This window comes from Flavobacterium sp. 270 (assembly GCF_004368785.1).
Lineage (GTDB): Bacteria > Bacteroidota > Bacteroidia > Flavobacteriales > Flavobacteriaceae > Flavobacterium.
Map to the genome: position 1 here is coordinate 546,924 of NZ_SODM01000002.1, position 12,633 is coordinate 559,556.

Consider the following 12,633-nt stretch of genomic DNA (forward strand, 5'->3'; position numbering starts at 1 on the left):
AAATTAAAAACCGATAAGCTTATAAAAGTTTATCGGTTTTTTTATTCCTTCAAGGTTTCCAAAACCTTGAGATATTAGCGTTAGAATTGACACCTACAAGGTTTTGAAAACCTTGCAGGAGCAACCTAATATTACTTCTTTACACTTTCAATAATCCCCTTCAAAAAACCATTAAAATCAAATCCAGGTTCTTCTTCCCTAACTCCCATTCTCACAACCACCATATCCATTGACGGAATAATCGCTACCATTTGTCCTTGATAACCACTGCAATAAAACATATCGCGAGGAACATCTGGAAATTTTCCTCCGGCGTTTAACCAAAATTGAGCTCCATATTTCCCATCAGAAGTATTGGTTGGCGTTGCGGTATATTTTACCCAGCTTTCGTCTAAGATTTGTTCGCCATTCCAATTTCCTTTATGAAGATATAATAATCCGAATTTTGACCAATCGCGTGGTGTTGCCCATCCGTAAGATGAACCTACAAAAGTTCCCGACATATCTTGTTCCACAATCATCGAGTTCATTCCGATTTTGTCTATTACGGCGCTGTACCAAAAATCAAGATATTCTTGCTGTGTTTTAAATTGGCTTCTTAAAATTCTAGACAATAAATTAGTAGTTCCAGACGAGTAATACCAATGCGTGTTGGGTTTATATTGCGCCGGTTTGTCCATTTGCACTTTTCCCATATCTTCAGCCTGAAAAAGCATTTTTGTGGCGTCGCAAATTTTTGTGTAGTTTTCTTCCCATTCCAAACCAGAATTCATGTGCAATAAATCATTAATCGTAATAATTTTACGCTCATCATTTTTCCATTCTGCAATTGGAGCTGGTTTGTAGATGTCAATTTTTCCTTGTTTAGCCAAAACTCCAAAAGCTGAACTTGTAATACTTTTTGTCATTGACCAACCCAAAATCTTACTGTCTTTTGTGAATCCTGTATCGTATTTTTCGGCAATTAATTTGTCTTTATATAAAACTACAACCGCACGAGTTCTTTTCTTTTTTCCTCCATCTTTATCAAAAGCATTTTCAACTGAATTTTTTAACTTAGAATAATCAACATTTGAAAAAGTGGTATCTTTTGGTTCCTTATTTCCATAAGGAAAAGGAAGATTGTTTTCTAATTTTGTTCTTTTCGGAAGTAGATAAGGTTTTGAAATATCAAAATCATCATTAATCAAAGTAGCACCCAAACCTTCGCGATAAATTGCTTTTCTTTCTTTCAATCCATAAACGGTTGCAGTTGCAAATTTTCCTGTTTCATTTATGGAATTTTTTGCCAGATCAATCAGATTAATATCATTATCTGTTTTCTGAATTAAATCTAATGAACGATCATCCATAAAATGTCCGGAAGCGACACTTTTAGCTGAGAAACCAGAAATTAAATCGAGTTTAGGATAAGTAGTAAAACCAAAATACAAAAGAGCAATAACTAGAACTAGCGCGAGAAGTTTAAAGATTTTTTTCATGATTAATTTTGATATTTTAATGCAATATAATTAATTTATTCTCACGATTTTACAACCAAATTTAGAAATACAATTTGCATTCTACTTTAAATTTGCGAATTCATCATAAAAGCTTTCTATTGATAGCACCATAAAAGGAAATTATAGTTTTGACCGAGAAACCAATTTAGTTTTAGTACTTTTGTAAATAGATTTTTTCTAAATAAGACATGCTAGATATTCAAAAAATAAGAGCTGATTTTCCGATTCTTTCACAAACTGTAAACGGAAAACCTTTGGTATATTTTGACAACGGTGCAACTTCACAAAAACCACAAATTGTGATTGATGCGATCGAAAAATATTATCAGGAAATAAATGCCAATATTCACCGAGGCGTACACACTTTAAGTCAATTAGCTACAGATGCTTACGAGGTTTCTCGTGGCAAAGTGCAACAACATATTAATGCGAAATTTGCTCATGAAGTTCTTTTTACTTCTGGAACAACTCACGGAATTAATTTGGTAACAAATGGTTTTGCATCAATTTTAAAACCTGGCGACGAAATTATCGTTTCTTCTTTGGAGCATCACAGTAATATAGTGCCGTGGCAGATGTTGTGCGAGAAAACCGGAGCGACATTAAGAGTTATTCCGATTAACGAAGATGGTGAATTGATTTTAGACGCTTTTGATGAGCTGCTTTCTGAAAAGACAAAAGTGGTTACTTTAAATCATATTTCTAATGCTTTAGGAATCATTAATCCTATAAAATACATAATCGAAAAAGCACACGCTGTTGGCGCTGCGGTTTTGATTGACGGGGCGCAGGCTGTTCCGCATCTTAAACCAGATGTTCAGGATTTAGATTGCGATTTTTATGCTTTTTCTGGTCATAAAATGTGTGGTCCAACCGGAACTGGTATTTTATACGGAAAAGAAGAGTGGCTAAACAAACTCCCTCCTTATCAGGGCGGCGGTGAAATGATTAAAGAAGTTACTTTCGAGAAAACAACTTATGCTGATCTTCCTCATAAATTTGAAGCCGGAACTCCAAATATTGCCGGCGGCATTGTTCTTGGAACTGCGATTGATTATTTAAATAATATCGGTTTTGAGAATATTCAAAAATATGAAAATGAGCTTTTAGAATATGCTACAAAACGTTTATTAGAAATCGAAGGCTTGAGAATTTACGGAACCGGAAAGAATAAAGCTTCTGTAGTTTCGTTTAATATTGATGGTATTCATCCATACGATATTGGTTCTATTATTGATAAATTAGGAATTGCAGTAAGAACTGGGCATCATTGTGCACAGCCTATTATGAGTTTCTTTTGTATTCCGGGAACTATTCGTGCTTCATTTTCTTTTTATAATACAAAAGAAGAAATTGATGTAATGGTTGAAGCTGTAAAAAAAGCACAAACAATGTTAAGCTAAAAACTTTCTTATGAGAATATTATCTTTCTTGCTTCTAATAATTTTTATCGGAACTGGTTGTTCAAGTCAAAAAAAAGTAGATATGACATCAACTCAAATTGAATATTCTGCAGTTTCCCGAGGTCTTTATAAAAAAATAGTAGTTCATAATCAATCGGTTTCTGTAACAAAAAACAGAAATCAAGAAGCTGTAGAAAGCAAAATTGATTCGGCAAAATGGAACGAAATTGTTGCTGCATTTTCAAAAGTAAATTTGGACAATATTCCAACCTTGAAAGCACCAACCGAAAAACGCTTTTTTGACGGTGCCGCAATCGGAAGTTTAAAAATAACAGCCAACGGAAAAACATACGAAACACCAGGTTTTGACAATGGCTATCCGCCAAAGGAAATTGAAAAGCTGGTAAACTTATTAGTAGATTTTACTAAAGAATAATTATGACAATTAAAGAAATACAAAACGAGATAATAGACGAATTCTCAATGTTTGATGACTGGATGCAGCGTTATGAATACATCATCGAATTAGGAAAAAGTCTTCCGCTTATAAAAGAAGAATACAAAACCGACGAAAATTTAATCAAAGGATGTCAGTCTAAAGTTTGGCTTCAAGGGGAGCAAAACGACGATAAAATTGTTTTTACTGCAGACAGTGATGCAATTTTGACAAAAGGAATTATAGCGATTTTAATTCGTGCTTTCTCGAATCAAAAAGCATCAGACATTATAAATGCTGATACAGAATTTATCGATGAAATCGGTTTAAAAGAGCATTTATCAGCAACTCGTGCAAACGGCTTGGTTTCGATGATAAAAAACATTAAAATGTACGCTTTAGCTTTTGATGCAAAAAACAAGAATTAAATTTTTCGCCACGAATTTCACCAATTACACTAATTTTTTTTTCAAACTAATTAATTCGGGAAATTTGTGAAATTCGTGGCAAAAAAATAAAACAAAAAACAAAAATGGAACAAGAAATAGACACAAACGAATTAGGAGAATCAATCGTAAAAATTTTAAAAGGTATTTACGATCCTGAGATTCCTGTAGATATTTACGAATTAGGTTTGATTTACGATGTAATGGTAAATACTGATTACGAAGTAAAAATCCTGATGACATTAACATCTCCAAACTGCCCGGTTGCGGAAAGTTTACCAAGAGAAGTTGAGGAGAAAGTAAAAACAATCGAGCATATAAAAGATGTTGATGTAGAGATTACTTTCGATCCGCCTTGGAGCAAAGATTTAATGAGCGAAGAAGCAAAATTAGAATTAGGAATGCTATAATATTTGTTACAAGTTTAAAGTTTCAGGTTTCAAGTTGTTGGAACGTGAAACTTTAAACCTGAAACTAACTTTTTCACATGGAAGAAATAATCAATAAAGTTGCCAACAGCGCCTTAGAAGTATTTGATCTTGAGGATTATTATCCTAAAGGAATGCGTGTGCAGCTTGACATTTCGCAATGGCTTTTAGAAGGTTTTTTATTAAAAGAAAAAGACTTTAGAGAGTATTTAAAAAATCATGACTGGTCGCAATATCAAGATCAATATGTTGCTGTAAACTGCAGTACAGACGCTATTATTCCCGCTTGGGCTTTAATATTAGTTGCTGTTCAATTGGCACCTTTTGCCAAAAAAGTAGTCAACGGAACAATTGAGGATTTAGACGGAAGTTTATACGAGGAAATTTTACCTAAAATTGATTATTCTGAATATCAAAACAAACCTGTAATCATAAAAGGCTGTTCTAAGAAACCAGTTCCAACTCGTGCTTACATTTTAGCTGCCAACTACTTACAGCCATTTGCAAGAAGCATTATGTATGGAGAAGCTTGTTCTGCGGTTCCTTTGTACAAGGAATCTAAGAAATAACGCACTTTAACACCCAATTAATCCTACAGAATAAAGCGGTTTTTAGTATATTTGTTAATACACTTAAACTAAATACTATGAGAAAGATATTCTTATTACTCTTCGTTTTAGCAAACCTTACTTTTGTTCAAGCCCAAAATTCAGAAAAAGAATTAATTCAAAATACAGAAAAAGCCGTTAAAAAAATTAATGATACAATTGAAGGTGAAGGCTGGAAAGCAAAAGGAACTGTATCACTTTTATTGAATCAATCAAGCTTTAATAACTGGATTGCCGGCGGAGAAGATAGTTTCTCTGGAACTTTAGGAATCAATTACGACTTCAATTACAAAAAAGACGATATAACATGGGATAATAAAATCCTTGCGTATTACGGGCTTTTACAAACTAAAAATACAGACTTCGGAAAAAAAACAGACGACCGCTTAGAGTTTAATTCCATTGTTGGTAAAAGAGCGTTTGGCGAATGGTATTACTCTTATTTTCTAAATTTCAGAACGCAATTTACAACGGGTTATATTTACGGTCAGGATGCAAACGGAAAAGAAATCCGAACTGAAAATACTAAATTTATGTCGCCGGGTTATCTTACTACAGGTCCTGGTATTTATTGGTCTAAAGACGATAATCTAAAAATAAACTTTGCACCACTTACCTCAAAATTTACTTTTGTAGATGGCGCGTATACCAATGGTATAGATCAGGCAACAGGATTACCGTATGTCGATGGATCTTATTTTGGCGTTGATGCCAACAAAACGATGCGCTACGAATTAGGTTTTTATGCTTCTGTTTATTACAAATTGGCTATTATGACGAATGTAACCGCAGAAAACACATTAAATTTATATTCTAATTATTTAGAAGATCCACAAAACGTGGATATCAATTATTCTTTGAACATTGTCATGAAAGTAAACAAATTTCTGTCTGCCAATTTAGCTTTTCAAGCTATTTATGATGATAATGCTTTTAAAGGTCTTCAAACTAGAGAAGTATTTGGATTAGGAATTAATTTTGGATTCTGATCAGAAGGTAGATAAATGAAAAATAAAAAAGGCTTTAGTAAACTAAAATAGTTTAACTAAAGCCTTTTCTTTTACAAACAAAAAACCTCCAACTAAAGCTGAAGGCAATTGAATACTATTTTACAATTATATGTATCAAATTGGAATTTAAAATTTGAATATTAAACTTTTTATTCCTCTTCTTTTTCTTCTTTCTCTATTGCATCCTTATAATCGGGATATAAAAATTTATTGTAAGGGAATCTCGTAATATGTATCTGACGAACTGCTTCATATACAATCTCTCTAAACTCTTCAAAATTTTCTTTCTGAGTTGCCGAGATAAATAACGCTTTGTCCTGACCAACATTACTCATCCAAGTTTGTTTCCATTCCTCCAGTGTGTAGTGTCTTCTAGTTCTTTCGGTAATTAAATCATCCTCATCAATCGTTAAATGTTTGTAGGCATCAATTTTATTAAAAACCATAATAGTGGGTTTGTCATTACTTTTGATTTCTAACAAAGTCTGATTTACAGAGGCAATATGATCTTCAAAATCGGGATGTGAGATATCTACAACGTGCAAAAGCAAATCGGCTTCGCGAACCTCATCAAGTGTACTTTTAAAAGAATCTACCAATTGTGTTGGCAATTTTCTAATAAAACCTACAGTATCAGAAAGTAAAAATGGCAGGTTTTTAATTACCACTTTACGAACTGTTGTGTCCAGCGTTGCGAATAATTTATTCTCAACAAAAACATCACTTTTACCAATCGCATTCATCAAAGTCGATTTTCCAACATTGGTATAACCAACCAACGCCACACGTACCATCGCACCGCGATTGCTGCGTTGAATACTCATTTGTTTGTCGATTGTTTTGATTTTATCTTTCAATAACGAAATTCTGTCACGTACAATACGTCTATCCGTTTCAATCTCGGTTTCACCGGGACCACGCATACCAATACCACCTTTCTGACGTTCAAGGTGCGTCCATAAACCAGAAAGTCTCGGTAATAAATAGATACACTGTGCCAATTCAACCTGAGTTCTTGCATAAGAAGTTTCGGCTCTTTGTGCAAAAATATCCAGAATCAAATTGGTTCTGTCCAAAATTTTACAATCTATAATTTTTGAGATGTTTTTTTGCTGTGAAGGCGTTAATTCATCATCAAAAATTAAAGTCGATATATTATTCTCTTTTACAAAAAGATTGATTTCATCTATTTTTCCTGTCCCAACAAAAGTCTTCGGATTTGGGCGTTCCATTTTTTGCGAAAAGCGTTTAATAACTTCACCGCCGGCGGTAAAAGTCAAAAACTCTAATTCGTCTAAATATTCATTTAATTTTTCTTCACTTTGATTTTGAGTTATAATACCAACAATGGCCGTTTTCTCAAAATTTATAACTTCTTTCTCTAACATATTTTTGAATAAGATGCAAATTTAATGATTTGTGCACTACTACACTTATAGAATTAACATTTTAAGTTCTATTTATGAAAATTAAGATATTCCATAAAAAATAAAGCCATTTAAAAATTAAAAATCTAATTTCTAAATGGCTTTATTTTAAGGTAAAAAATCTTTATTCGTAAATAAACGTTTTCTCTGTTTTTACAATTCCATTTTCCTCAATTTGAGAACAAGAAATCGGAAAGTTTAATTTATTGTATTTGTATTTTCTGCTTACCGCAACTAAAGCTGCTGACGATGGACTAAAATTAACTTCGTTATTATACGATATGTCTTCAAAACTAAACTCGTCTTCATGATAGGAAATCATTGGCACAATCACTTTATAATTGTCTCCAAAAAGGTTTTGAACAATTAATTGTTCTACCGATTTTTTATCATCATAAGTATATGTTTTAGAGATTTTATCTCCAACTAAACCTTTGTGTTTAGATACGTTGTCGTTTACATAAACGTATTCGATTTTTCCGTTAATCTGTTTGTTTTTATCACGTGAAGTACGTCTTACAATAATACCATTCTCAACGATATATTCTATATCATCAACCAAATTTTGGTGATTGGTACTTTTCTTTGTGGTTACTTTTATTCTCGATCCTTCATACATAAAAGTTACCACTTTTGTAATGTATTCGTTACCTTCATGATATTTGTTTACAAATTTGATAATATTATTATCAGCATCATAAGTGTAGTTTATTACCTCTTTCCAGTCACTTCCTGTTTTTTCTTTTATCGTCATGTCTAACAATCCATTCTTATTGTAAAAGAATTTTTGAATAACGTCTGAAGTGGTAATAGTTTGAATTTTTCCGTCAGCAAATACAATTGTTTTATTTACAATCTCACCATCTTTATAATTCTGGTAATTTGTTTTTACAATATTAATTTGTTTAAGTCTAACCGGCGGGGCATCCTGACTGTATAACAAGCACGGGAAAACCATCAATAAGATGGCTATTAAGTAGATTTTTTTCATGGTATTTCTTTCAATTTGGGATGACCAAAATACAAAATTCCATCAAAATCTAATAACATCCTGCTTAAAAACTGCACATTATTAAATTATCATCTAAAAATCAATTCATTAATTTCATTTTAAAAAAATAGATCGTTTATTTTTCGCCAAAAATTTTAACATCATCAACCATAAAAGCGCCGTTTAAGGTTTTGTCTTTTCCAGAACCAATGTATCTAAACGCAATATTGATATTTCCTGTATAAGAAGATAAATCAATACCTCCAGAACTTATAAACTCGCGTGCAGGCGTTAATAGATTAGGCAGTTTTGCATTCAGTTTTGTCCATTTGGCTTTAGTAACATTCGATCCGTCAAAATTTGTCGAGACGTAAATTTCTAATGTATTTAAAGGAGAATCAACTTTTAAATCATGCTGGGCACTTCTAAAAGATAATATTGCATTTGTATAACCTGTCAAATTGATTTTAGGTGAAATCAGCCAGGCTATATTTTCAACCGCAGTTGTACTTGTTGTATTAAATTCGGCATAACCATTTCCTCCGTAAACCATGCTTTTCCAAATTTTAGTTCCTTTTTCTGCAATATTGCTCCAGCCGGGAAGTGCAAAATTTACATTGTTTTTTACCGATTGAAAATCTTCAGCAAAAAACGGCGTGTTTCTTTTTCCATTCATAACAACATCTTCTTCAGATCGAATCATCATTTGATAATCTGTACCGTATTTTGTCAATATTCCTCGAACTTTTCCGCTTCCTTCTGGCACAAAAATGTCTGCAAAATGGGCATAACCGCTGGTTCTGAAAATAATTTGATTTCCGGTTTTATCGCGTAGATTCCAATTTGTAGAACCGCCTACATTATTTACATCTTCAAAATAATGATGTCCCAAAGCCGATTCTGTAAACTCGACATTATCCAATTCTATTAAAGTATTGAGTTTGGCATCATCTAATGCTTCTTCTATAGAAACAACCCGAACAAGTTCGTTTTCATCAAGAGTTGTGCAGGAAGCGTTAAGCACGTTTTTATAATCGTTTTGCGAAATCCTGCCTATGGTTGGTAAACCTGCATTACTTACATACAAACTCCCAATCTGCATGCCTCCATATAGCAAAGCTGTAAATTGATTTTTTAGTTTGATGTAAACTTTTGTTCCAATTCTATAATCGATATACGTGTTTGATGCATCCACAGCAACAGAAAATCCTTTTGCAGAAAATCCTGTTTTTGGCACGGTCTGGAAATAGATCGTCTTAAAAAAGTTTCCGCCTTCATCACTTGAAACCACATAGGCTTCTATAATATCATCGTATAGATATTGTTTGGGAGTAGCTGTTGAAACTTCAATTACTTTATCGACTGTTTTGTTCACTGCTAAATCGGGTTGTGTGCAAGTTAATTTCGGGATTTCAACTTCGTTATTACAGCCGTAAAAAAGTAATGCTGTGACTGCAAAAAATATATTTTTCATTTTAAATAAGTGTTCAGATTTATAGACTAATGGTAAGGTTTGCGAAATAGGTTCTTCCGTATCCGTAATAATATTTTGACCCAAATGATGGTGTTCCGCTAGAAACATCTTGATTAAAAGCTCTAAAGTTTGCATTTCTGGCCTGCTCAAAACCGCCGGTTTTATAAATCGTATTTAATGCATTATTTACACTCATAAAGAGTCCGATATATTTATGCGAAATGCGCCAGGATTTTCCACCTGTAATATTGAGTAACATGACAGGATTAAATTTTTCTTGTTTTAATAATACGGCAGTTCGCTCTTCTGTTGCTTCTGGAAAAACATGACCGCTTTTAGAATTAATATAAAAATGCGGTGTGCGGGAAATTGGCGAAACGTCAATATAACTATCCGTTAGATAATTAATATTAGTTCCAATCCACCAATATTTTGGATCTCTGTATTCTAAACCTAATGAATATGCTTGCTGCGGCATTCCGGCTTGTTTGTAGTTTTTGAGATACGCTTGTCCAAAATCAAAAGTCGCAGGAACATTTGTTTTTGCTGCATTTGCATCGTTGGTTATTAAAACATCCGGATTACTATTATAGGTGTAATTACCATAGGAGGCTGCGAAAATAGTTTTAAGAGTGGAAGATATTTGATATTCAAAACTCAATTCAGATCCTATGTTTTTCTTGTCCAAATGAGTCAAAGTCTGACTCACAAAAGCATCGGTATTGTCATAACCTGCTCCATTATCAAAAATTCCTTCGGCATAAAAAAAGGACGTTTTTGAGGTGTTTTTTATCAAAGCATAATAAGCTGTTAAACGTAATTTGAGTTTCGGCGAACGATACACATAATTACCTTCGGCACTGCTAATGTTTTCGCTTTCAATTCCGTCAACAATATTATTATTTAATCTTGAATTTATAAACGTATTCCGAATCGAAGGCGCTCTTGTTAAATGTGATCCATTAAAAAACAATAATTGTTTCCCCGAGATTTTATAAGTAAATCCGCCTTTGAAACCGAAATTTTCAAAGTTGATTTTCTCGCTTTTTCCCAGAGAATTTGTCGGGTAAATCCCATTTTGGTACAATCCTTCTCTTTGATAATTGGAAACTGAATAAGATTGTGCTAAGTAAAATTCGGTAGTATTGTACGTGAGTTTAAACTGGGCAAAAGCATCAATTTCATTTGCCAGAAAATTATAATTATAGCCGTAAGTATCTCCTTTTTTTACTTCTCGATTTGGGTGCAATAAATCCGATTGCGATTGATCGCCTTTATAGAAAGCATCTATATCTTCAAAAAATAATCCGCCTAGTAAATCTTCCAAGCATTGAAAATTATGTGACTTTAGATTTCTATACGTAATGCCACTATCAAAAGAAACATTAGTCGAAACCTGTGAATTAAAATTAGAATTTACAGCGAAAGTTTTATCATCGGTTCTGTCTTCGTATAAAACATAATGGCTTTGTGCCGGCTCAAAACCAGTAATATTATGATCAGAATTGAATGTTGGTTTCTGATTGGCTTTGTACATCGCTTCCCAATTGATTTGAGAATTTTCTAAAAATAAATCTTTACTTTTTTCTGCATTTTCAAAATCAGGTGTAAAATCTCCAGAAAATTCGCCTTTGTCTTTTGCGTATAAAGAAGTAAAATAACTGGGCAGTTTTCTATAATATACAGGATCCGGACTGTCTACTTTTTGATAATCGAGATTGCTGTTTCCTACTTTCCCGAATTGATACATTATGCTGGAATTGAGGTTTGCTTTTTCATTTATCTTTAAATAATGATTGAGCATCAACAACGGTTCTTCTATATTTTTTACTCTTGCATTTCGCTTTTTACCATTTTGATAACCCCAATACGAATTGTACTTCTCTTCTTTTAACTCCGTTACTTCGTTTGTATTGGCAGAATTTTTTCCTCTGGAACTTGGTGTATAAAATCCGGTAAAATTTAGCGTTTGATTGTTGTTTAATTTTTTTTCGACACTAACAAAAACGGACTCTGCTTTGTAATTTGTTCCATCAAAATAGCCTTCGTCTGCCCAACGTTTTCCGGCAGAAACTGCATACGCCCAGCCCGAAGCATTCATTCCAGAAGCATACGTTGCAATTGCACGTCCGGTATAGGTTGTGTTGCTTCCTGAAAACGAAAACTGCCATCCTTTTCTATACATTGAGGCTCGTGTAGTGATTTGCTGTGTTCCTAAAATACCACCAAAAGTGTAAGTTGAAGGCGCTGCTCCTACAGAAAATTCCTGATTTCGCAGCACATTATTCAATCCTCCCCAATTGCTCCATTGCGGTCTTCCATCGTAGAGTTTGTTCATGTTCATACCATTAAGCATCATCGTACCGTTTTCGCTGTCTAAACCTCGGACTCTGAATCGGGCTTGTCCCCAATTGAACGCAGAAGCCTGCATAAAAGCATCTTTGGAAGATTGTAAAAGTCCTGATGTCATTTCTGAAGAACTGTTGTCGTCTGAGAAATCGCTATCTAAAAGTGTAATTAATGCCGCCGGAACTTCTTCTGAAAAAGTATCTTCTAATTGTAAAATCCCCAGATATATATTTTTTCCAAATTGGGACTTTATTTTTAAAAGCAAATCTTTGTAACCTTGACTGTGTATCAATAATAATTGTTCGCCATTTATAGACGAATGCAATTCGAATTTTCCGTTAAACTTTGTGAGTTGTGTTATGGTTGAATTCTGAATACTGACTACAACATTTTGAATAGGATTTTGTGTTTTTGCATCAACTACTATTCCGTTAAAAATAGTTTCTTGTTGGGCTAAACAAACTTTAAAAGACAATAAAATAAAAAAGATCAGGTATTTTTTTACCATAAAAAACTTCAATTTACTTTGAAAATAGATTTTGAATGAAGAATGTTTTTG

The 12,633-nt window shown here is 33.2% G+C and carries 11 protein-coding genes; 6 read left to right on the forward strand and 5 right to left on the reverse strand.

Features of this window, described 5'->3' with window-relative positions:
* Positions 1-131: 131 nt before the first annotated feature.
* Positions 132-1,481, reverse strand: coding sequence for a serine hydrolase domain-containing protein (locus EV144_RS09660; protein ID WP_134148332.1), 1,350 nt, complete (start codon positions 1,479-1,481; stop codon positions 132-134).
* Between the two features lie 209 nt (positions 1,482-1,690).
* Between EV144_RS09660 and EV144_RS09665 the strand changes: the two genes are divergently transcribed.
* The 6 genes from EV144_RS09665 to EV144_RS09690 all read left to right on the forward strand — a co-directional run bounded on the left by EV144_RS09665 (position 1,691) and on the right by EV144_RS09690 (position 5,812).
* Entirely contained in the window at positions 1,691-2,905 is a 1,215-nt protein-coding gene (locus EV144_RS09665; protein ID WP_134148333.1) for an aminotransferase class V-fold PLP-dependent enzyme, read from the forward strand.
* Positions 2,906-2,915: 10 nt separating this feature from the next.
* On the forward strand, positions 2,916-3,341 hold the full coding sequence (locus tag EV144_RS09670) for a hypothetical protein (protein WP_134148335.1): 426 nt from the start codon (positions 2,916-2,918) through the stop codon (positions 3,339-3,341).
* A gap of 2 nt (positions 3,342-3,343) precedes the next feature.
* Entirely contained in the window at positions 3,344-3,769 is a 426-nt protein-coding gene (locus tag EV144_RS09675) for a SufE family protein (RefSeq protein WP_134148336.1), read from the forward strand.
* A 104-nt stretch (positions 3,770-3,873) separates the two neighbouring features.
* Positions 3,874-4,197 (forward strand): iron-sulfur cluster assembly protein, encoded by a 324-nt coding sequence (locus EV144_RS09680; protein WP_134148338.1) that lies wholly within the window; start codon positions 3,874-3,876, stop codon positions 4,195-4,197.
* Between the two features lie 77 nt (positions 4,198-4,274).
* Positions 4,275-4,784 carry a DUF2480 family protein gene (locus EV144_RS09685; RefSeq protein WP_134148339.1) on the forward strand — a complete coding sequence of 170 codons (510 nt, stop codon included), beginning with the start codon at positions 4,275-4,277 and terminating at the stop codon, positions 4,782-4,784.
* Between the two features lie 77 nt (positions 4,785-4,861).
* On the forward strand, positions 4,862-5,812 hold the full coding sequence (locus EV144_RS09690) for a DUF3078 domain-containing protein (protein ID WP_134148340.1): 951 nt from the start codon (positions 4,862-4,864) through the stop codon (positions 5,810-5,812).
* Between the two features lie 170 nt (positions 5,813-5,982).
* Here EV144_RS09690 and hflX read toward each other — a convergent pair whose 3' ends face one another.
* The 4 genes from hflX to EV144_RS09710 all read right to left on the reverse strand — a co-directional run bounded on the left by hflX (position 5,983) and on the right by EV144_RS09710 (position 12,582).
* Positions 5,983-7,221, reverse strand: coding sequence for a GTPase HflX (gene hflX / locus EV144_RS09695; protein ID WP_134148342.1), 1,239 nt, complete (start codon positions 7,219-7,221; stop codon positions 5,983-5,985).
* Positions 7,222-7,384: 163 nt separating this feature from the next.
* On the reverse strand, positions 7,385-8,251 hold the full coding sequence (locus tag EV144_RS09700) for a hypothetical protein (protein ID WP_134148343.1): 867 nt from the start codon (positions 8,249-8,251) through the stop codon (positions 7,385-7,387).
* A gap of 136 nt (positions 8,252-8,387) precedes the next feature.
* Complete coding sequence (locus EV144_RS09705; RefSeq protein WP_134148345.1) at positions 8,388-9,725, reverse strand: DUF5689 domain-containing protein; 1,338 nt, start codon at positions 9,723-9,725, stop codon at positions 8,388-8,390.
* 19 nt (positions 9,726-9,744) lie between these two features.
* Entirely contained in the window at positions 9,745-12,582 is a 2,838-nt protein-coding gene (locus tag EV144_RS09710) for a carboxypeptidase-like regulatory domain-containing protein (protein ID WP_134148347.1), read from the reverse strand.
* Between the last annotated feature and the right edge of the window lie 51 nt (positions 12,583-12,633).